At 42.9% G+C, this 21,124-nt stretch carries 19 protein-coding genes and 1 tRNA gene; 16 read left to right on the forward strand and 4 right to left on the reverse strand.

The window, feature by feature from the left end; genetic code table 11:
• Positions 1-11: 11 nt before the first annotated feature.
• The 13 genes from ACEN82_RS21040 (at position 12) to ACEN82_RS21100 (ending at position 13,285) form a co-directional block, all read left to right on the forward strand.
• Complete coding sequence (locus tag ACEN82_RS21040) at positions 12-941, forward strand: glycosyltransferase family 2 protein (protein WP_495644012.1); 930 nt, start codon at positions 12-14, stop codon at positions 939-941.
• Entirely contained in the window at positions 941-1,939 is a 999-nt protein-coding gene (locus ACEN82_RS21045) for a glycosyltransferase (protein WP_090530021.1), read from the forward strand. Before ACEN82_RS21040 ends, ACEN82_RS21045 begins: the two co-directional genes overlap by 1 nt.
• Positions 1,936-2,964, forward strand: coding sequence for a glycosyltransferase family 4 protein (locus ACEN82_RS21050; RefSeq protein WP_413321034.1), 1,029 nt, complete (start codon positions 1,936-1,938; stop codon positions 2,962-2,964). Before ACEN82_RS21045 ends, ACEN82_RS21050 begins: the two co-directional genes overlap by 4 nt.
• Positions 2,961-4,178, forward strand: a complete 1,218-nt coding sequence (locus ACEN82_RS21055) for a glycosyltransferase family protein (protein WP_413321035.1) — start codon at positions 2,961-2,963, stop codon at positions 4,176-4,178. Before ACEN82_RS21050 ends, ACEN82_RS21055 begins: the two co-directional genes overlap by 4 nt.
• A gap of 3 nt (positions 4,179-4,181) precedes the next feature.
• Positions 4,182-5,465: a glycosyltransferase gene (locus tag ACEN82_RS21060; RefSeq protein ID WP_413321036.1), complete on the forward strand. Its 1,284-nt coding sequence runs from the start codon at positions 4,182-4,184 to the stop codon at positions 5,463-5,465.
• Positions 5,452-6,342 (forward strand): FkbM family methyltransferase, encoded by an 891-nt coding sequence (locus ACEN82_RS21065; protein ID WP_495644013.1) that lies wholly within the window; start codon positions 5,452-5,454, stop codon positions 6,340-6,342. Before ACEN82_RS21060 ends, ACEN82_RS21065 begins: the two co-directional genes overlap by 14 nt.
• Complete coding sequence (locus ACEN82_RS21070) at positions 6,343-7,500, forward strand: glycosyltransferase family 4 protein (protein ID WP_413321038.1); 1,158 nt, start codon at positions 6,343-6,345, stop codon at positions 7,498-7,500.
• 105 nt (positions 7,501-7,605) lie between these two features.
• On the forward strand, positions 7,606-9,015 hold the full coding sequence (locus ACEN82_RS21075; protein WP_413321039.1) for an exosortase Y-associated Wzy-like protein: 1,410 nt from the start codon (positions 7,606-7,608) through the stop codon (positions 9,013-9,015).
• A gap of 82 nt (positions 9,016-9,097) precedes the next feature.
• The gene (locus ACEN82_RS21080) at positions 9,098-9,721 is read left to right on the forward strand and encodes a class I SAM-dependent methyltransferase (protein ID WP_413321040.1); all 624 of its coding nucleotides are present in this window, start codon (positions 9,098-9,100) and stop codon (positions 9,719-9,721) included.
• On the forward strand, positions 9,718-10,581 hold the full coding sequence (locus tag ACEN82_RS21085; protein ID WP_413321041.1) for a glycosyltransferase family 2 protein: 864 nt from the start codon (positions 9,718-9,720) through the stop codon (positions 10,579-10,581). Before ACEN82_RS21080 ends, ACEN82_RS21085 begins: the two co-directional genes overlap by 4 nt.
• Positions 10,578-11,144, forward strand: a complete 567-nt coding sequence (xrtY, locus tag ACEN82_RS21090; RefSeq protein ID WP_413321042.1) for an exosortase Y — start codon at positions 10,578-10,580, stop codon at positions 11,142-11,144. Before ACEN82_RS21085 ends, xrtY begins: the two co-directional genes overlap by 4 nt.
• Positions 11,110-11,682, forward strand: a complete 573-nt coding sequence (locus ACEN82_RS21095; protein ID WP_354486893.1) for a putative colanic acid biosynthesis acetyltransferase — start codon at positions 11,110-11,112, stop codon at positions 11,680-11,682. The genes xrtY and ACEN82_RS21095 overlap by 35 nt, the downstream gene beginning before the upstream one ends.
• Positions 11,683-11,713: 31 nt before the next feature.
• A complete protein-coding gene (locus ACEN82_RS21100) occupies positions 11,714-13,285 on the forward strand; it encodes a hypothetical protein (protein WP_413321043.1) in 1,572 nt (523 codons plus the stop codon).
• Here ACEN82_RS21100 and obgE read toward each other — a convergent pair.
• The 4 genes from obgE to ACEN82_RS21120 form a co-directional block, all read right to left on the reverse strand.
• On the reverse strand, positions 13,278-14,285 hold the full coding sequence (gene obgE / locus ACEN82_RS21105) for a GTPase ObgE (protein ID WP_090530054.1): 1,008 nt from the start codon (positions 14,283-14,285) through the stop codon (positions 13,278-13,280). The two genes, ACEN82_RS21100 and obgE, sit on opposite strands and share 8 nt — an antisense overlap.
• A gap of 116 nt (positions 14,286-14,401) precedes the next feature.
• On the reverse strand, positions 14,402-14,977 hold the full coding sequence (locus ACEN82_RS21110; RefSeq protein ID WP_413321044.1) for an adenylate kinase: 576 nt from the start codon (positions 14,975-14,977) through the stop codon (positions 14,402-14,404).
• A gap of 98 nt (positions 14,978-15,075) precedes the next feature.
• Positions 15,076-15,149 (reverse strand) — tRNA-Arg (locus ACEN82_RS21115).
• Between the two features lie 59 nt (positions 15,150-15,208).
• The gene (locus ACEN82_RS21120; protein WP_413321045.1) at positions 15,209-15,670 is read right to left on the reverse strand and encodes a redoxin domain-containing protein; all 462 of its coding nucleotides are present in this window, start codon (positions 15,668-15,670) and stop codon (positions 15,209-15,211) included.
• Positions 15,671-15,843: 173 nt separating this feature from the next.
• Here ACEN82_RS21120 and ACEN82_RS21125 point away from each other — a divergent pair, with 173 nt between their 5' ends.
• The 3 genes from ACEN82_RS21125 (at position 15,844) to atpD (ending at position 21,064) form a co-directional block, all read left to right on the forward strand.
• Positions 15,844-18,243 carry an ABC transporter permease gene (locus ACEN82_RS21125; RefSeq protein ID WP_413321046.1) on the forward strand — a complete coding sequence of 800 codons (2,400 nt, stop codon included), beginning with the start codon at positions 15,844-15,846 and terminating at the stop codon, positions 18,241-18,243.
• 154 nt (positions 18,244-18,397) lie between these two features.
• Positions 18,398-19,384 (forward strand): NAD(P)H-quinone oxidoreductase, encoded by a 987-nt coding sequence (locus ACEN82_RS21130; RefSeq protein ID WP_413321047.1) that lies wholly within the window; start codon positions 18,398-18,400, stop codon positions 19,382-19,384.
• 174 nt (positions 19,385-19,558) lie between these two features.
• Entirely contained in the window at positions 19,559-21,064 is a 1,506-nt protein-coding gene (atpD, locus tag ACEN82_RS21135; protein ID WP_413321048.1) for a F0F1 ATP synthase subunit beta, read from the forward strand.
• The last annotated feature ends 60 nt before the right edge of the window (positions 21,065-21,124 follow it).

Genomic DNA, 21,124 nt, shown 5'->3' on the forward strand with positions numbered 1-21,124 from the left:
TTTCCGTTTGCATGCCCGTCTATAATGCAGGCAAATATATTGCAGAAGCCGTTGGTTCGGTGCTCAACCAATCGTATACCAGCTGGGAGCTGATCATTGTTAACGATGGCTCTACTGATGATACAGCCGCTGTACTTGATCAGTTTACCGATCCACGCATCAGCGTTTATCAGCAGGAAAACAGCGGGCAGTGCGTTGCAGCAAACAAGGCCTTTGGTCTTTCAAGCGGCCGGCTTATTAAATTTATGGATGCCGATGATGTTATCTCGCCCAGTTATATTGCCGAACAGGTTAAACGGATTGGAGATAACGATGATGTAGTAGCCTCAGCCGCCTGGGGCCGTTTTTATCACGATGACATTAGCACCTTTAAAATAAATGAAGACCTCATCAGGGAAGATTGTAAACCCATTGACTGGCTGGTGTCATCCATGGATGGCAAACAAGCCATGATGCAATGCGCTCTGTGGTTAATTCCGAGAGCTGTGCTTGAAAAATCAGGATTGTGGGATGAGCGCCTGAGCCTGATCAATGATTTTGAATTTATCATCAGGGTTTTGCTCAATGCCAGCGAAATTCGTTTCGCCGAAAATTCGCTGCTCTATTATAGAAGCGGGCTGCAAAGCTCCTTGTCGTCATTAAAATCGACAAAAGGCGCCCAATCCGCCTATGATTCCATCGATATGGGCACTTCACACATGCTGGCTTTTGAACCCAGCACCCGCGTTAAAAAGGCATGCGCTTCCTGTTTTCAAAACTTTATATACTCTTTTTACCCCTTCCATAAAACACTTATTAAAGGGGCGGAACACAAGATAAAAGACCTTGGCGGCACAACTTCAACATTTCCGGCAGGCGGTTACACCCGCTTACTTCAAAAAATTATCGGCTGGAAAATCGTGAAAAAATTAAAATTGCTGCTATCAGACGCACCCCAATAATGACGCGTTGCCGCATTTACTTATTTACTTATAAAAGGAACCACCTGTTGACGCGCGCTGTAAAAAGCCTGCTTAACCAAACTGTTACCGGTTGGGTCTGCGAAGTACACAATGATTGCCCCGAGGATCCTTTCCCTGCGGCGTTTATTTCGTCATTAAATGACCATCGGTTTATCATGAAAAACCACGCTAAGAACCTTGGAGCTGTCGCTAGCTTTAACCTCGCTTTTGCCGGTTGCGATGAGCCATACGTCAGTATCCTGGAAGACGACAACTGGTGGGAGCCCGACTTTTTGAAAGAGATGACGGCGGTTATGGATAACGATGCTAACATAAAAGTTTCATGGTGCAACATGGTACTTTGGCATGAAGAACCGGGTAACCTTTGGACAAATACACATAAAACTATCTGGCCTGACGGGCAATCTCAATACTTTTGGTGGCCACAACACAGGCAAGCCATAAGTGCTTTACACTCGAACGGAGCTATGTTGTACCGCGGGGAGCATGCATCAGCATACTTAGTGCCGCAGTCTATACTATTTAATGCAGTCGAACTGATCAGGGAGCGTTCTTTTGAGCATCCGATTTACCTTCATGGTAAACCATTAGCCAATTTTGCTGTTACCCTGGCTACGGCGCGCGATAACGATCGGTATAGCTGGATAGCTACACAGGTCATGCTGCTGGCAAGCTTCATTACGGCCTCTCCAGACAAAACGAAAACCATGAAGGAAAGTCTTGCATACCACCGGCTGCAAAGACCAGTCCCTACGGCTACATTTTTCCTTGCCAATATCTTTATCCTGAAGGACAATCGAATATACAAATACTTTACCATTGCCGACTGGCTGCTGTTTGGAAAATGGCTACTTGGCAACGGCCGTCAATTAAATTACATCAAACAATACATTGCATTGCACTCGGACACTTACCAGTTCCTCCTCAGACAAACCGGGTTAAGATACCGGGAAGCTGAGCAACACGCACAAAATTGAAAATAGCCATTATAGTAAACCCGCTGATCCCGGTGCCTCCCGAGCAATACGGCGGCATCGAACGCATTGCTTTTATGCTGATCCAGGAACTTAAAAAAAAAGGCCACGATATTACCCTGTATGCCAATGAACATTCGCAGCCGGGCTGTAAACTCATTAGCTACCATGAATCGGCAAATTATGGCGTTAAAGATCTGGTGAAAATTAACCGGCTTACGTCAAAAATTGCTTTTCAGCATTTTGATATTGTACATACCTTCGGTCGTATGAGCAATATTGCTTTGTTGATGCTAAGCCGTATTCCAAAAATCGTATCTTACCAGTTGCCCCCTACCGTATCGCAGGTAAAAAAAGCAGTAAGCATCGCTCATAAAAGCTCGTTGCGGTTTACGGCATGCAGCAATTACATAGCCAATCAAATCAATGCTTTTGCTGATGTAACTACTATTTATAACGGTGTTGATATTAACGATTATCATTTCAACGCTAATGTCGCCGATGACGCCCCTCTTACTTTTTTAGGCCGCATTCAACAGGAAAAAGGAACCGCCATTGCCATACAGGCAGCAAAAAAAACCAATCAAAAATTGGTAATAGCAGGTAATGTACCCAATGAGTCAATACACCAGCAATATTTTAATGAACAGGTAAAACCTCATATTGATGGCAAGCAGATCAAGTACATAGGCCCGGTCAATAACCGTCAGAAAAATGACTTGCTTCGTAACTCAAAAGCTTTCCTGATGCCAGTAACCTGGGATGAGCCCTTTGGTATTGTAATGGCCGAAGCACTGGCCTGCGGTACACCCGTTATCGGTTTTAATCGCGGCGCAATACCGGAGATAGTCATTAACGGGTCAAATGGCTTTGTATGCGCCACAGAAGCCGACATGATAACGGCGATTAACAGTATTGGCTCAATCAGCAGGGCCAGCTGCCGGAAGGTAGCGGAACAAAAATTTAGTGCCGGTGTGCTGGCCAAACAATACGAAGAATTATACCAACTGGCACGGGACAAAGATTGAAGAACGTTACTTTTATAACTACCGGCCAGCCAACTACTAACCCTCGCCTCGTGAAGGAAGCCGAAACTTTGCACAAGCTTGGTTATAATGTTAAAGTGATCTGCTGTTTTTACCAGCAATGGGCCCAAAAAACCGATGAAGCTTTAACAGGCAAATATCCTGGCCTGTACATTTATTGCGGTGGTGATCCGGTGATACAAAAAGCAACTTACCTTAAAACCCGCATTCGCCAAAAGTTGAGTACGCTGCTGTTTAAATATACGCGGCATTTCGATATACCTGAGAACGCTATCAGCCGCACACATACCGAAGCGTTGTCTATAGCTAAAAAAATAAAAACAGATCTTTATATCGCCCATAACCTCGGCGCCTTGCCCACAGCCACACAGGCAGCAAAACATTACAACGTAAAAGTTGGTTACGATGCGGAAGATTTGCATTCGGGACAGTTTGCATCAACTCACAATGAAGGTTACAAGCTCAATAAATACATTGAAGAAAAATACTTTCCCCATGTTGATTATTTTACTGCCGCCAGCCCGCTCATTGCAGAATTTTATCAACGCGAATACCGCTATTTAAAACCTGTTGTAATAAACAACGTGTTTCCTAAAACAGCGCTGCAAATCAGCCCTAATTATAAAGCTCACGAACCATTAAAACTGTTTTGGTTTTCGCAAACGGTAGGCCCCGAACGAGGACTGGAAGATGTAATTAAAGCGATAGCTGCTACAAATGGCCATGTTCGGTTACACTTGTTAGGCAGTAGCAATGAAACTTACAGATCTGCATTGTTGAACCTCGCCAAAGAATTTAAAATAAGTGATGATCAACTTTGGTTTCATGAGCCCATTGGAGCGGGCGAGATTTTCGATTTCGCGAGCCAGTTTGATATTGGCATAGCCACCGAAACAGGCATTCCTTTAAACAGGGACATCTGCCTTACCAATAAGATCTTTACCTACATACAATGTGGACTGGCAATGATAGTGAGCGATACGCAGGCGCAAGCCTTATTTATGGAGCAATATCCGGATACAGGAAAACTATACCAAAAAAGCAACCTGCAATCACTAACGGATTGCATTAGCTTTTACCTCCAAAACCCGGATATTTTATACCAAACCCGTTTACAAAACTACCAGCTTGGCCAAACAGCATTAAACTGGGAAACCGAAAGCCGTACCTTTTTAAGTCTTGTTCAAAAAGTATAAAAAGTGAATAAAAAGCTGCTCATTATTTCGCCATACTTCCCGCCGGTAAATGCCGCGGATATGCAGCGTGTGAGGATGAGCCTCCCTTATTTTGCAGCCTGCGGCTGGGATGCCGAAGTGGTAACCATTGATGCCCAGTATGCCGACCTGGCAAAAGACGAATTGTTGTTGCAAAGTCTCCCTCCGGAGATTAAAGTTCACAAAGTGAAAGCATTCCGCAAGGCACTCACTTCAAAAGTTGGTTTGGGCAGTATTGCCATCCGCTCGTTATGGCATTACTGCAAAACGGTTAACCGCCTGCTGAAGGACAACAAATTTGATCTTATTTATTTCTCAACCACACAGTTCCCGGTTTGTACGTTGGGTGCATACTGGAAAAAGCGATTTGGGGTTCCCTACGTCATTGATATGCAGGATCCCTGGCATTCCGATTATTATATCAACAAACCTAAAAGCGAGCGGCCGCCAAAATATTGGTTCGTTTACCATTTAAATAAATACCTGGAGCCCATCGCCATAAAAAATGCGTCCGGGCTTATCAGTGTATCTGCAGGTTACATTGATGAGCTCAAATTACGTTATCCGGTAATTCAAAAGCTTCCGGCCGCTACTATAACCTTCGGAGCATTTGAACCCGACCTGCAAATAGCTAAAACTAACCAAAAGCTTTTTGCAGGGTTGCTTGACGATGGCTTTATCAATGTGGTATATATCGGTCGTGGCGGAAAGGACCTTCACAGGGCCATTAGCCCGGTGTTCGACGCATTAAGAACCGGTTTGGATACAAATAAAGATCGGTTTGACAAAATCAAAATCTACTTCATCGGTACCAGTTATGCCCCCGCCGGGCAAGGGATCGCTACTATCCTTCCCCTGGCAAAACAATATGATATGGAAGAACATATTGTTGAAATTACCGACCGCATCAGCTACTATCAAGCCTTGCTCACACTGCAGCAGGCCGACGCGCTTTTTATACCTGGATCAGATGATCCTAAATACACAGCTTCAAAAATATTCCCATACCTGCTCACAAAAAGGCCTGTTTTGGCCGTATTTAATGCCGCAAGCTCTGCTATACCTATTATGCAGCAGTACGGTGTAGAACATATTTACAACTATGATGACGTTACCTCCGAAAACCTATTTATATTTTTTGAGCAATTAATTAAGGGTAATTTCCAGACTGTTGAATATAATGCTGAAGCCATCGAAAAATATTCGGCACATGAAATGACACTGGCGCAGTGCCGGTTATTTGATAAAATTATTTATGAACGCCGTTAAACGAACTGTCGGCTTTATTTTAAGGCATCCTTTGGGAAAAAAACATCCGGCAAAAGCCTTATGGCGGTTTGCCTGGTGGCAGGTACAGTCAAGGCTTTCAAGGTCGAAGTTCATTATAAAACCTTTTGTTGGTGATGTTAAGTTTTATGCAACCAAGGGATTGAGCGGTATTACCGGTAATATATACACGGGGTTACATGAATTTAATGATATGGCCTTTCTGCTTCATTTTTTAAAGCCGGACGATATCTTTTTTGACATTGGCGCGAATGTAGGTTCATATACGCTGTTGGCTTCCGGCATAGCCAAAGCTAATAGTGTTACACTTGAACCTGTTAAAGCAACTTTTGATATTTTAAACAGCAATATCGAGCTTAATTATTTGCAGGACGAAGTAAAGCTCATTAATGCCGGCGCCGGCGCAACAGCGGGCGAGATCAGATTTTCGGCCGATGAAGATACCGGAAACCATGTTATTACTAAAGATGAGAAAGGCAAAAACACTGTTATCGTACCTATAATCACTATTGATTCATTATTGGAAACATACAAACCCGCTCTTATCAAGATAGACGTGGAAGGATTTGAGACCGAAGTGCTTAAAGGAATGAGATCTACCCTTGATTCGCCCCTGCTGAAAGCCATCATCATTGAGCTTAACGGTAGCGGCGGCAGGTACGGTTTTAGCGATCAGGATATTCACAAGTTGTTACTGTCAAAAGGTTTTAGGGCTGTTGCCTATGATCCTTTTAAACGCGTTTTAACCGGGTTAGATACCTTTGGTGCATACAATACTATTTACTGCAGAGACATTGAACTGATAAACCATCGCCTTCAAAATGCAAAAAGTTTTAATATAATGGGCGAGACTATCTGAATGAAAAATTTGGCTGTAGTTATCACTCACCCCATACAGTATTATGCACCGGTATTTAAGCTCCTGCATGAACGGCAAAAAATAAACGTCATGGTATTTTATACCTGGGGCGAAGGCGGTTTGCAAAAATTTGATCCAGGCTTTGGTAAAACTATCACTTGGAACCTTCCGCTCCTTGAGGGTTATCCTTATGAGTGGGTAAAAAACATTTCGGCCGATCCCGGCTCGCACCATTCAAAAGGGATTGATAATCCTGACCTTATCAGTCAAATAAATAACTGGCAGCCCGATGTTATTATGGTGTACGGCTGGTTTTACAAAAGCCATCTCAAAATCCTCAAATATTTTAAAGGCAGGGTACCTGTTATTTTCCGGGGCGATTCAACTTTACTTGATGATAAAGGCGGTATCAAATCCGTATTGCGAAGCCAGTTTTTAAAGCGGATTTACCGCCATATTGATTATGCACTATATGCCGGGTCAAACAATAAAGCTTATTTTAAAAAATGCGGTTTAAAAGAGACGCAGTTATTTTTTGCACCGCATACTGTGGATAATGATCGCTTTGCCGAAGACAGGACCAATGAAGCCCTTACCCTGCGCAAACAGTTAGGAATAGCCGATGATGAAAAACTCCTGCTTTTTGCAGGCAAGTTTGAGCATAAGAAAAACCCGCTGTCGCTGCTTGAAGTATTTATCGACATAGCACAGCCGGGCACCCATCTGCTATTTGCAGGAAATGGTATTTTGGAGATAGAACTGAAAAATAAAGCAAGCTGGCATAAAAACATCCACTTTATTGATTTCCAAAACCAGCTTTATATGCCAGTGGTTTATCAGGCATGTGACATTTTTTGCCTCCCTTCAAAAGGGCCCGGTGAAACCTGGGGGCTGGCCATAAACGAAGCTATGGCCTGTGGCAAGGCCATATTAATATCAAACAAAGTAGGCGCAGGCACCGATTTGGTAAAGGATTATGAAAACGGACTGATCTTTAACGCGACCGACGGGGTTGATCTAAAAAGCAAACTAAAAACATTGCTACTCTACGATAAAACCGCTTTATTTACGATGGGACAACAGTCCAGGGAAATTATTGAAGGTTGGAGCTTTGTCAAACAGGTTGAAGCGATAGAACAATTGGTGTTAAGTCAATAGTAATAAATCTTAACTCACAAGTTTGGTTTCTGACCTTTTTTTACTTATAACTTATTACTTCGGACTAATAGCTAAAAGGCAATTGATCAATAACATAATTAATAAATGCAGCAAAGCAAATCGATAGAACGATATATTGTGTTGTTTATACCATGGCTGCTGGCACTGGCATGTAAAAGTGATAGTGTGTTATCCTATTTTATTGCATGGGGTGGCTCATTTTTTATATTCATCATAACACTTACCGGCTGGGTACGTCCAATCCCCAACGACCGCCCCATGGCCGAACAGTTGATGAGGCCCTTATTTATCATCCAGATAATTTTTGCGGGGTACATGTGCAGCACATCCATTTTTTATTTTATGAATACCCTCGGCTATGAAAATTTCAAGCATGTATTTATTCATACGTTAAATGATAAAGATGCCCTGGGCTTAATTGCCCAATGCCAGCGTTATTACTGCCTTGGGCATGCTTCATTTGTGATGGGTATACTTATTTTCATGAACTATCCCGTAACTAAAAAATACTATATCGAAACCGAAAGGCTGGCAAATCTGCTCATGATGTCGGCAATTATCAGTTTTCCGCTTTCGCTGTTATTTCTTAAGATACCAGGCCTTTCCCAATTTTATTACCAGTTTAGCTCATTGAGCTTTATTGCCGGTACATTGGCGCTGGCCTTTGCCATACCACTAAAAAAAGGGGCCAATACGCTCATCTGCCTTTTACTATATGCCTTTAATTTTTATCAGGCGCTTACATCAGGGTTTAAAGAACCTATTATTATCAGCGTACTGGTTTTAGGGATCTTCCTGTATCCTACCTACAAAAAATTAGTAACCATCACCTTTGTCCCTATCATTGTTTTATTATTTACGGTTTTACCAACATATAACCATATTTTCCGGGCCAATGCATGGAATGGAGATGCCGATAGCGGAGAAGCCTCACAACTGGCTCTTGACGCAGCGCTAAATAGCGATAACAGCGATGTTGACGAAACTAACTGGGATTTTTTAGTATATCGCTTAAGTGAAATCGATATGTTTACCCGCTTTGTGCAGTCGACACCTAAAAATGTGGATTTTTATGGATTGGATATTGTTAAACAATCGGCTATTGCGTTGGTGCCGCGGATTTTCTGGCCCTCTAAACCAATTACCGAAGCCATGATCATGCAGCGCGTTTATGATGCCGGGGTGGTTAACCGTAACTCTTCCGTATCAGCCAAACCTGCCTACATCGTTGATGCGTATCTTTCAGGAGGTGATTGGGGGATCTTTATTTTCCTTTTCGCTTACGGCGCCCTTGCACAACTAATAGCCGTTAAAGCCGAAAAACTTTTTGGGGGATATATATTAGGCACAGCACTTATATTTTCGGGCCTGTTTCAGATCATGTGGCGCGGCATCAGTTTTGAATTCTTGTTCAATACCATCTTCTGGAGCTATATCAGTATGCTGCTCATTCATAAGGCATTGTTAAATTCTAAAATTTTAAAAGAGATTTGAATTACGCAACCGATCGATATGATTTTGAAAGAGTTGTCTTAATGAAAAAATATAAAAATGTGGATCCGCAAATAACCACCGCATGAGCGCTTATAAAGATTACGATTATCCCGATGCAAGCCCCTGCCATGTATTTAAGGAGCTCGAGAAACCACTTATGTCGTTATTAAATGAGGATAACAACACCAGCATTCTCGACCTTGGCTGCGGCAACGGTCACCTGGTAAATTATTTATTGGCAAGAGGGTTTAACGCTTATGGTATCGATGCATCCAAACCAGGCATTGCCATTGCCGATAAAATAAATCCCGGCAGGTTTTTCGTTCATGATCTTTCGGTTGAAGGGTTACCGGAGCCATTAAGAGCTATACAGTTTAATACCATTATATCAACTGAAGTTATTGAGCACTTGTACGACCCCCACGCGTTTATACGCCTTTGCCGGGATGTTTTAAGCGAATCAAAAGGTAAGCTCATCATCTCAACGCCTTATCATGGTTATTTAAAAAACCTGTTTTTGAGTATTTTAAATAAATGGGATAATCATATCAGCCCTTTGTGGCAGGGCGGGCATATCAAATTTTGGTCGGTTAAAACGCTGACACAAATCCTCAATGAACATGGATTTGAGGTAACAGCATTCAGGGGCTGCGGCAGGTTCCCTTATTTTTGGATGAGCATGATCATTAAAGCCAAACTCAAGTGAGCGAGAGCCTGAATATTATTATCTTAACTTTTAACGAGGAAAAGAACATTGGCGACTGCCTGCAAAGCGCGGCGGTGCTAAAAGCCAATATCTATATTGTTGATTCAGGTTCAACGGATACCACACTGGCTATTTGCCAAAGGTACACGCAAAACGTCTTCAGCCATCCGTTTGAAAATTATGCAACCCAGCGTAACTGGGCTTTGGATAACCTGCCTTTAACAGGTACCTGGATACTTAACCTGGATGCTGATCACCGGGTAACACCAGAGCTTGCCGCCCAGCTTAACGATATTTTCTCCAAGTCCATAGATGCTGAAACAAATGGCTTCCTGATCAGCAGGCGTACCCTATTTATGGGCAAATGGATCAAACATGGCGGCCACTATCCAACATACCACGCCAACCTGTTCAGGCGCGGCTTCGGTCATTGCGAAGAAAAATTGTATGATCAGCATTTTAAAGTTACCGGTAAAACGCAGGTACTTAAAACTGATATCATCGATGTAATAACCGATTCGCTTACCAGTTTCATTGCCCGGCATAATCATTGGGCAACGCTGGAGGCGCAATACCTTGTTGAGCAGCAAAACGTCCCGGTTATTGACGATAATGGTAAGCTGGTACATCCACGGTTATTTGGTAACCCGATGGAGCGCCGCCGGTATATGAAAAAACGATATGAGTCGTTTCCATTATTCGTAAGGCCTGTAATTTACTTTACCATAAGATACTTTATAAAATTGGGGTTTTTAGATGGAAAAACCGGACTGGTATTTCATTTTTTACAAGGTTTTTGGTTCAGGTTTTTGATTGATGCCAAAATTTATGAGTTACGAAAGGAGAGCAAAAAACAATGAAACAACCTGCTTTTTTAAATAACCCGGCAATACGGTTCATGATGTTGTTTATATTGCTGTTTGCCATATTTTATAGCTTTAACATTTTCTTTTTCGGTATTACTAATCCCGGCGGGAATTATAACGCTTTCTTAGCCGAACATCTGAACTATATTGCAGCTTTGAGGCAGGTTTTATTAGATTGCAGTGTAATGATATTAAAGTGGTTGGGCTATGCAGCTATTGATAACAATTCCGAGTTACTGGTTGCGGGTAAAGGGACACTGGCTATTGTATACAGTTGTCTCGGCTTAGGGCTGGTCAGCTTCTTTTCGGCATTTGTGCTGGCCTATCCGTCTCCGTTGCGGTCAAAATTGGTATTCCTCATTTCAGGCATTTTAGTTATCGAATTTTTAAACGTGATTCGTTTTGTTTTGCTGGCTATCTTCTGGTCGAAAAAGGCAAACCGGATAGTTGATCACCATATCATTTTTAACATACTTCTTTACATTATTATAGCGTTTAGCCTGTATATTTGGATTAAACGTAATGATAAGCTTACCGGCGCTGATGTTCAGAACTGACCTTTCAACTTATAATAATTATCCTTATCATCCGGGCGGCAACCTTTTAAAACGAATTTTGTGGTACTACTGTAACGCCATATTCTTTAAAACAAGCATTATACCCTCAAATGCGTTCAAAGCATTTTTGCTGAAGCTGTTTAGTGCCAAGGTGGGTAAAAATGTAACTATTAAGCCTTGCGTAAACATCAAATATCCATGGAACCTGCATATAGGCGATGAAAGTTGGATAGGTGAAAATGTATGGATAGACAGTTTAGTGCCCATCCATATCGGCGCGCATGTTTGCCTGTCGCAGGGGGCTGTGCTGTTAACGGGCAGCCACAATTACCAAAAAACATCCTTTGATTTGATAACCAAAGGCATAATTTTGGAAGACGGCGTGTGGATCTGCGCCGGGGCTATGGTAAATCCGGGCGTGACGGTAGCATCGCACGCGGTATTGACCAGCGGTTCTATCGCTACAAAAAACATGGACGCGTACGGCATCTATCAAGGCAACCCGGCAGTAAAGATCAGGGAACGGGAAATCAGTTAAAACTTAAACATCATCTGCTTAAAATAATTATATGCTGAAACAGAAACTACAAACCCACCAAATCATTTTATTGGTTATTAGCGGGATTGTTTTCATTATGGGCATTATGCTGATCATAGCCCCAGCAGCCATTTACCCCGACCCCAGCAAGGGCTTTCAGGTAATGCGCTCAATGGAACTGGGTTCGGCATTTAATGTCATGGTTAAACCCGATCAGAACGATATCAGCAAAAACACTTCAGAATTCCTCGCCTGGTGGTCGCCGGGGCAATACCTGGTGCCTTACTTTTTCAAACTGATTTTTGGCGTCAACACAGGTCGCGCTTCTTCAATAGTAACCCTGCTATTTTCGTTATCTGGCATTTTCGGCTTTTACTATTTCTTTAAAAGAGCAGGGTTTACACCAATGATCTCGGCTTTAAGCGTACTGTTCATCGTAATTCAGTTATCCTTTTTTACGCCCTATGTATTCTATAACGGAGGCGAAGTACTACTTTTTGGTTACACCGGCTGGTTTTTATACGGATGCATAGCCATTGAAAAAATAACCTGGAAACTGGCCGTATTCCTCTTTATAGGTGGAATATTAGGCTTCATTTGCAAATCGTCATTTTTATGGATGTATGCTGCCACTTGCTGTTTTTTATGGCTTAGGTTTTCTATGGGAACAAAAGACATCATTCGCTGGATAAAAAATGGCATATGGATAGGAGTCCCTGCGGTATTATCCTTATTTATGGTCTATCATTTTTATCTTTCAAAAGGTGCTAACCCCTCGTCGATAACCGGAAGTATGAAGCTGGTTTGGGAAACTTTTGGCTTTCCTTTGGCCTCGCCAATATTAACCGCTTTTTCGGTAGATGACCTTACAAACGGCCTTTTGTTTCATGATGACCCTCCCATGTTTACTTACTTTTGGGGAGTGATAATTGTGCTGATCTGTGCAGTATTAAGCATTTTATTGATTTGGTTTATTGTAAAAAAGGCGCCTCACAAAAATTATGCGCTGCTACTGGTGGTTTTTTATGTGGTATCGGTGTTGTTTTTCGGACAATCATTTTTGAGACAAGCCAATATTTCATATGAAGCAAGGCATTTGAGACTCATCGGGATCATTGCTGTACCCGGCATCATTTACCTGGTAAGCAGATTGCAAACTGGTTATAAATACCTGTTTTATTTTATATGTTTTGTAATAGCTTACTCCAGCTACAAATACTTTGTGCCAAGCTACTTTCAAAATAAAAATATCGGCGCAAGGGGATATTCGGGGATAGCACAGTTATTTATCGATCAGCCATCGCTAAACTATATCCGCAACCTGGATAAGCAAAACAACAACGCCATTTTTGTATTTAACAGCCCTGATCTGAGCCTGGAAATTGAACGCAACCGCACTATAACCGTTGAAACCATTGGCGCTGAAGTGGCTATCGATTACGATGACTACGTATATAATGGGCACGCCGGACCACTGTACATAGTTTTGCCCGCCGATTACATCGGTCCAAAGTCAACTATCATGCGCAAATGTTTTCCTGGCTATACCGGCTTTAAAATGACGATGCTTAGTAATGACTACATTTTGTGGGAGGCTAAATAACGCTGGCGTTGATCTCTTTCCAAAGCAGGTCTTTTAGCTGATCGATATTTTTCTGGGCCACAGATGATATAAATATAGAGGGGATCCCATCAGGGATCTCCTTTTTCATTTCTGCCTGCAGCTCATCGTCGAGCATGTCGGTTTTGGTTATGGCTAACACACGAGGCTTGTGCATCAGTTCGGGATTATATTCTTCCAGCTCATGCAGCAGGATGCTGTATTCTTCTTTTATACTGCGCGATGTATCGGCAGGCACCATAAACAGCAATACTGAATTGCGTTCAATATGTCTCAAAAACCTAAATCCTAAACCTTTGCCCTGTGATGCTCCTTCAATAATGCCCGGAATATCGGCCATTACAAATGAACGCCCGCCACGATATGATACGATACCTAAATTAGGCACCAGTGTGGTAAACGCGTAATCGGCAATTTCGGGCTTGGCAGCCGATACCACCGAAAGCAGGGTGGATTTACCTGCGTTAGGGAAACCTACCAAACCAACATCAGCCAGCACTTTTAGTTCGAGGATATTCCAGTCCTCACGGCCATCTTCGCCGGGTTGGGCAAAGCGGGGGGTTTGTTGGGTTGATGTTTTAAAATGCCAGTTACCCAAACCACCGCGGCCACCGGGAGTAAGGATCTTGGTTTCACCATCTTTGGTTATTTCAAAAAGTACTTCGCCGGTTTCAGCATTTTTCACGGTTGTACCAAGGGGCACTTCCAATATTTCGTCGCGACCGGTTTTACCCGTACGCAATGAGCTGCCGCCCGAATCGCCATCACCGGCAATTACGTGTTTACGGTATTTAAGGTGCAGCATAGTCCACAGTTGGGCGTTACCTTTTACAATAACATGGCCTCCCCTGCCGCCGTCGCCACCATCGGGACCGCCTTTTGAAGTTAATATATCACGATGCAAATGGGCAGAACCAGCACCTCCGTGGCCTGAGCGGCAACAGATCTTCACATAATCAACAAAATTAGAACCCTGCGACATAATTTTTTATTTAGACTAAAAGTCCGAAAGTCAATAAAGTCCGAAAGTTAAGAATTTTAATCTTCCTAACCTGCGGACTTTATTGACTTCCGGACTAAAGACTTTCGGACGGACTATTAGTTATATGATTCGTTTACACCAACAATAGCGTCGAAAATCTCATCAACCGAGCCCACACCGTTAATGCTTGTAAACTTATCCTGCTGCTGATAAAAACCCGCTACAGGAGCAGTTTTATCATTGTATTCTTTAATTCGTTTGCGGATCACCTCGGGGTTGGCATCATCCGGTCTTCCAGATTCTTTACCTCGCTCTAATAAACGGCGCTCCAGCTCTTCATCGCCAACTTCAAGGGCGATCATGCCCGAAATTGCCGATTGTTTTGATTCAAGTAACTGATCCAAAGCTTCGGCTTGTGCAACTGTACGTGGAAAACCATCGAAAATAAAACCTTTGGCTTCCTTGTTGGCATCAAGTTTATTACTGATCATGCCGATAACTACTTCATCAGGAACCAGTTTACCATCATCCATCAGCTTTTTAGCTTCCAAACCGAGGGCTGTACCTTGTGAAATTTCACCACGTAACAAATCTCCGGTTGAAAGGTGGATCAAATCGTATTTCTCAATAAGTTTTTTCGACTGAGTACCTTTCCCGGCTCCGGGAGGGCCAAACAAAACCAGATTTAGCATGCTCTTGATAAATTAAAAGCCTTTCGGTAATACAACAGAAAGGCTTACAGTTAATTTGCACCAGCGGCGGAAATATCCCTGGCTGCAGTGCTTTGTTGTGCACTCGAAGGGAGTCGAACCCCTAACCTTCTGATCCGTAGTCAGATGCTCTATCCAATTGAGCTACGAGTGCTTTCCGAAATGGAATGCAAAGATAGATTTTTAAACTTTCGCTGCAAACTTTTATTCAAATTATTTTACAATTTCGGCAATAGCCTCAAAATTTGGCAGTTGACCGGCATCTTCAAGCACCTCCGCATAAATGATATTCTGCTCTTCGTCAATTACAAAGGCCGCGCGTTTTGATACACCTTTTAAGCCCATCACAAACTGATCATAAATAGCACCGTAAGCCGTTGATACTTCTTTATTAAAATCAGAAAGCAGGTCGAACTGGTAATTGTTCTCTTCTTTAAACTTAGCTAAAGTAAAAGGCGAATCAACAGAAATGCCCAATATAATAGCGTTTAAACCATCATAGTATCCAAAGCTATCGCGCATGGTGCAAAGCTGCGTGGTACAAACGCCTGTAAACGCTAAAGGGAAAAAGTGGATAACTACTTTACGGCCTTTAAAATCGGCCAATGACACGCTTTTTAAGGCCGATGAAATTAAGATGAATTGAGGGGCCGGCTGGCCTGGTTGTAATGACATCTGTATTTGTTTTAGGCAAAAAAACAAAAATAAAATGAGTAAAAGTAACCCTCTTCTTTTTTTAACATTGAGATGTTCAAGATACAATCCAACAAGTATCAAACTAAAAAATTAGTTAACATTTTTCATAACTAAAAATTTAGTTTTAACTTTATAGCATAACCTTTTATGCTATGATCGGGAATTACTTTAAAACCGCCTTGCGAAGTCTATTAAAAAACAAAGGCTTTACTTTCATTAATATTTTAGGGCTGGCATTAGGTCTGGCAATTTGCCTCCTCATTACATTTTATGTGGTTGATGAGCTGAGCTATGACAGGTATAATACTAAATACGAAAGGATCTACCGGGTAAACACCGACCTGAAATTTAGTGGAACCCTTACCCAATATGCCATAACTGCTATCCCTGTGGCCAATGTTTTAAAAACCGAATGCCCTGAAGTTGAAAACGCCGTACGTGTAACGCCCGCTCTAAACATCCGCTTTAAAAAAGGCGACGAAATTGTGCGCGAAGATGGCACAACATTTTATAGCGAACCCAATATTTTCGAGGTATTTACCCTGCCCCTACTTTCAGGCGATGCGAAAACAGCTTTAAAAGAGCCTAATACAGTAGTGATTGCTGAGTCGATGGCTAAAAAATATTTTAACCGCATCAATGTTGTTGGCCAAACTTTGTTTTTAGTAACGAGTGGCACATCACTTAAGATAACCGGTGTAATGAAAGACATGCCGGTGCAGTCACACTTCAAGGCCAACTTTTTCCTGGCAGCCAGTCCGGTTAACAATGATGCTCCCTGGAACAGGTTAACTGCTTTTGCCACTTACGTGCTGCTTAAACCCAACACGAACATTAGCCGCCTTGAATCAAAACTTAACGCCGAAATGCAGGAAGGCCTTAAAGGTTCAAGCTCCATGAACTATAGCAAATTTACAGCAGGCGGTAACTATTTTAAACTAAGCCTGATGCCAGTAACAGACATTCACCTCAAATCAAACCGGGTGATGGAGTTAGGCGCTAACGGTAACAGTCTGTACATTTACATTTTTGGAGCGGTAGCCGTTTTCATTTTGTTGCTGGCTTGTATTAATTTCATGAACCTGTCTACAGCCCGTTCAGCCAACCGCGCCCGTGAAGTTGGTGTGCGTAAAGTATTGGGCTCATCCCGTAGTCACCTCATTTTTCAGTTCCTCGCCGAATCACTGATCGTAACCTTCGTAGCAGCCATTATAGCCCTACTGACAGCATGGGCTTTGCTGTCATTGTTCAATCATCTGTCAAATAAACAATTAGCCATCAATGGGCAAACATTAATCTGGCTGTTTCCGGCTTTGTTAAGTATCGTTATGGTGATAGGGATTTTAGCTGGCTCCTACCCTGCTTTCTTTTTATCGGCTTTTCAGCCCATTAATGTGTTAAAAGGAAAAGTTTCAACCGGTTTTAAAGGCGCCGCTTTTCGCAGCACGTTGGTGGTTTTCCAGTTTTCTATTTCGATATTTTTAGTGATAGGCACCCTGGTAATTTACAATCAGCTTAATTATATTCAAAATAAAGATCTGGGCTTTAACCGCAACCAGGTGCTCGTCCTCAATAACGTAAACACACTTGAGCACCCGGAACTATTGAAACAGGAGATTAAAAAGTTACCCGGCGTTGTTAATGCCACGCTTACCAGCTTTTTGCCTACTGCCAATAACAAAGTGTTAAATTATGTATCGCCCGGCGGCAAAGAGGGCCAGTCAACCCAGTTCTGGAAAATAGATGAAGATTACATTAGCACGATGGGAATGCAAATGAAGACCGGCCGGGGATTTTCAGGGGAGTTTAGAACCGATTCGACAGCTATGGTTATTAATGAAACAGCTGCAAATGTATTTGGTTATAGTAATGATGCCATTGGCAAAACAATAACCACAGGTACCGCGACCAACCTAAAAAAATATCATGTGATAGGCGTGGTAAAAGATTTCAATTTCAGTTCGCTGCGCGATAATGTAACCCCACTGGTCATGACTTTAGACAACGACTGGCTGGCGCGTTTAAGTATCCGGGTAAATACGCATAACCTGCCGTCTCTAATGACCCGGATAGAAAAAACATGGAAAACCATTGCCCCAAATGAACATTTTGATTATTCGTTTATGGATGTCGATTTTGATGCCCTATACCGTACAGAACAGCGAATGGGGCAACTTTTCATTCTGTTTACCGGCCTCGCTATAGCCATTGCCTGCCTTGGCTTGTTTGGCCTTGCCGCTTATGCCGCCGAACAACGCAACCGGGAAATTGGCATTAGGAAAGTGCTTGGCGCAAGTATTACTGCCATTGTAACCATGCTATCGAAAGATTTTGTTAAACTGGTAATCATATCGTTTGCAATAGCCACTCCCTTAGCCTGGCTTACCATGAATAAATGGCTTCAGGGCTTCGCCTATCGCCAAAATATCCAGTGGTGGGTGGTGATATCGGCCGGCTCGGGGGCTGTATTTATTGCATTAGCTACTATAAGCTTACAATCATTCAGGGCCGCGGCGGCAAACCCGGTTGAAAGTTTGCGTTCTGGTGATTAGAGGTTAGGTGTAAGTGGTTGGTTTTCTGTAAACGAATAACAAGCTGAATAGGCACGTCGCTCCGGCAACCGCATACTACTTGCGCCGGTTTAAGAAGAACAAAAACTTTCCAGGCAAAACATTTTAGCGCTAACTTAGCTTTCAACTACAATCTATGAAAGCAATAGTGATCGCCCAACCCGGCGGGCCCGAAGTTTTGCAGCTTGCTGAAAGGCCTAAGCCGGTTATTGCCAACGACGAAGTGCTGATAAAAGTAATGGCCGCGGGCATCAACCGTCCCGATATTTTTCAGCGCAAGGGCAATTATCCGCCGCCGGCAGGTGCGCCGGCGGATATCCCCGGCCTGGAAGTGGCCGGTATCATTACTGAAGTCGGTAAAAAAGTTACCCGTTGGAAACCCGGTGACAGAGTTTGCGCTTTGGTTACCGGCGGCGGTTATGCCGAATATTGTAAAGCGCCCAAGGGCCAGTGCCTGCCTGTTCCTGCCAATTTAAGCTTTCCCGAAGCAGCTTCTCTCCCCGAAACATTTTTCACCGTTTGGAGCAATGTATTTGATCGAGGCAGCCTTCAACCCGGCGAATCATTGCTGGTACATGGCGGATCGAGCGGCATTGGTGTTACGGCTATTCAAATGGCCAAAGCTTTAGGCAGCTCCGTTTATGTAACAGCCGGATCTGATGAAAAATGCAGTTTCTGTGAGCAGCTTGGCGCGGATAAAGCCATCAACTATAAAACGACTGATTTTAAAGACGCGATCAATTCGCTTACCGATGGTACAGGCGTTAATGTGATCCTGGATATGATTGGCGGCAACTATATGCCTGGCAATATCGATTCGCTGGCTGTTGAGGGGCGGCTGGTCATGATCAACGCAATGAATGGCCGCGAAGTACAGCTTGACCTGGGCAAAGTGATGGCAAAAAGATTGATCATTACCGGATCGATGTTACGCAGCAGGGACACAGCTTTCAAAGCAGCCATCGCCCAAAACCTCGAACAAAAAATATGGCCATTGTTATTATCGGTAAAAATCAAGGCCATAGTGTACAAAACTTTTGATGCAGGCGAGGCCGCCGAGGCTCATAAACTAATGGAGAGCAGCACTCATACAGGCAAAATTGTTTTGACTTTTGCGCAATAAATGCAAACAATTATCAATGTTGAAATTATCCTTCAAAAATCTTAAAACACTATGTAAATAATTGGATAGAAATCTTAACTTTGCGCCTCTGAAATAGCATCTTATACATTCCTGTTACAAATGATGTATGTTGCTGTTCAGTAAAAGTATTTTTTAAAAAACACCAGGTTATATATGCCAAACATTGGAAAAATTTCAAGGATCATTGGTCCGGTAGTCGACGTAAGTTTCGCTGATGACGCTCATCTTCCTAAAATTTATGACGCATTAGAGATCACTAAAGACAATGGCCAAAAAATCATTTTAGAGGTTCAGCAGCACTTAGGCGAAGACCGTGTACGTGCCATCGCGATGGACTCGACCGACGGTTTGTTACGCGGTATGAAGGTATTGGATACCGAAGCGGCTATCAAAATGCCTATCGGCGATAACATCAAAGGTCGTGTATTTAACGTGGTAGGTGATGCTATTGACGGTATCGCTAACCTTGACAAATCAAACGGTCGTCCTATCCACGCTACCCCTCCAAAGTTTGATGACCTATCAACCGAAACTGAAGTACTTTTTACAGGTATTAAAGTTATCGACCTTTTGGAGCCTTATGCAAAAGGTGGTAAAATCGGATTGTTTGGTGGTGCCGGTGTAGGTAAAACAGTATTGATTCAGGAACTGATTAACAACATCGCGAAAGCTTATGCAGGCTTATCTGTATTTGCAGGTGTTGGTGAGCGTACACGTGAAGGTAATGACCTTTTACGTGAGATGCTTGAGTCAGGCATTATAAAATATGGCGACGCTTTCATGCACTCAATGGAAGAAGGCGGTTGGGACTTAACTAAAGTTGATACCGAAGCCATGAAAGATTCAAAAGCAACATTCGTGTTCGGTCAGATGAACGAGCCGCCGGGTGCACGTGCACGTGTGGCCCTTTCAGGCTTAACTATTGCCGAGTATTTCCGTGATGGTGATGAAGATGGTAAAGGCCGTGATATCCTTTTCTTTATCGACAACATCTTCCGTTTTACCCAGGCAGGTTCAGAAGTATCAGCGCTATTAGGTCGTATGCCATCAGCAGTAGGTTACCAGCCAACGCTTGCTACCGAGATGGGTACCATGCAGGAGCGTATTACTTCAACCAAACGCGGTTCAATCACTTCAGTACAGGCCGTTTACGTACCTGCGGATGACTTGACTGACCCGGCGCCGGCTACAACCTTCGCCCACTTAGATGCCACTACCGTACTTTCACGTAAAATTGCCGAGCTTGGTATTTATCCTGCGGTGGATCCATTGGATTCAACCTCACGTATCCTTAGTCCAGCTGTTTTAGGTGATGAGCACTACAATACAGCTCAACGTGTTAAAGAAACTTTACAACGTTACAAAGAGCTTCAGGATATCATTGCCATCCTTGGTATGGACGAGCTTTCTGAAGAAGATAAGTTAGTTGTATCACGCGCACGTCGTGTTCAGCGTTTCTTGTCACAGCCGTTCCACGTTGCCGAGCAGTTCACCGGCTTAAAAGGTGTACTGGTTGACATCAAAGATACCATCAAAGGTTTCAACATGATCATGGACGGTGAAGTTGATGAGTACCCTGAAGCAGCTTTCAACTTAGTTGGCAGCATTGAAGATGCTATCGAAAAAGGCAAAAAGCTATTGGCTGAAGCTAACTCTTAATAAGAAGCAAGAAAATAAGACTCAAGAATCAAGAACAGGAAAAGCCTGGCTCTTGATTCT

The organism is Mucilaginibacter sp. Mucisp73, from assembly GCF_059491465.1.

Bases quoted from the DNA above. Each gene is read 5' to 3' on its own strand.
- ACEN82_RS21040 (WP_495644012.1), top strand. From the start codon at position 12: ATGCCCGTCTATAATGCAGGCAAATATATTGCAGAAGCCGTTGGTTCG.
- ACEN82_RS21045 (WP_090530021.1), top strand. From the start codon at position 941: ATGACGCGTTGCCGCATTTACTTATTTACTTATAAAAGGAACCACCTG.
- ACEN82_RS21065 (WP_495644013.1), top strand. From the start codon at position 5,452: ATGAACGCCGTTAAACGAACTGTCGGCTTTATTTTAAGGCATCCTTTG.
- ACEN82_RS21070 (WP_413321038.1), top strand. From the start codon at position 6,343: ATGAAAAATTTGGCTGTAGTTATCACTCACCCCATACAGTATTATGCA.
- ACEN82_RS21075 (WP_413321039.1), top strand. From the start codon at position 7,606: ATGCAGCAAAGCAAATCGATAGAACGATATATTGTGTTGTTTATACCA.
- ACEN82_RS21080 (WP_413321040.1), top strand. From the start codon at position 9,098: ATGAGCGCTTATAAAGATTACGATTATCCCGATGCAAGCCCCTGCCAT.
- xrtY (WP_413321042.1), top strand. From the start codon at position 10,578: ATGAAACAACCTGCTTTTTTAAATAACCCGGCAATACGGTTCATGATG.
- ACEN82_RS21095 (WP_354486893.1), top strand. From the start codon at position 11,110: ATGATAAGCTTACCGGCGCTGATGTTCAGAACTGACCTTTCAACTTAT.
- ACEN82_RS21100 (WP_413321043.1), top strand. From the start codon at position 11,714: ATGCTGAAACAGAAACTACAAACCCACCAAATCATTTTATTGGTTATT.
- obgE (WP_090530054.1), bottom strand. From the start codon at position 14,285: ATGTCGCAGGGTTCTAATTTTGTTGATTATGTGAAGATCTGTTGCCGC.
- ACEN82_RS21110 (WP_413321044.1), bottom strand. From the start codon at position 14,977: ATGCTAAATCTGGTTTTGTTTGGCCCTCCCGGAGCCGGGAAAGGTACT.
- ACEN82_RS21120 (WP_413321045.1), bottom strand. From the start codon at position 15,670: ATGTCATTACAACCAGGCCAGCCGGCCCCTCAATTCATCTTAATTTCA.
- ACEN82_RS21125 (WP_413321046.1), top strand. From the start codon at position 15,844: ATGATCGGGAATTACTTTAAAACCGCCTTGCGAAGTCTATTAAAAAAC.
- ACEN82_RS21130 (WP_413321047.1), top strand. From the start codon at position 18,398: ATGAAAGCAATAGTGATCGCCCAACCCGGCGGGCCCGAAGTTTTGCAG.
- atpD (WP_413321048.1), top strand. From the start codon at position 19,559: ATGCCAAACATTGGAAAAATTTCAAGGATCATTGGTCCGGTAGTCGAC.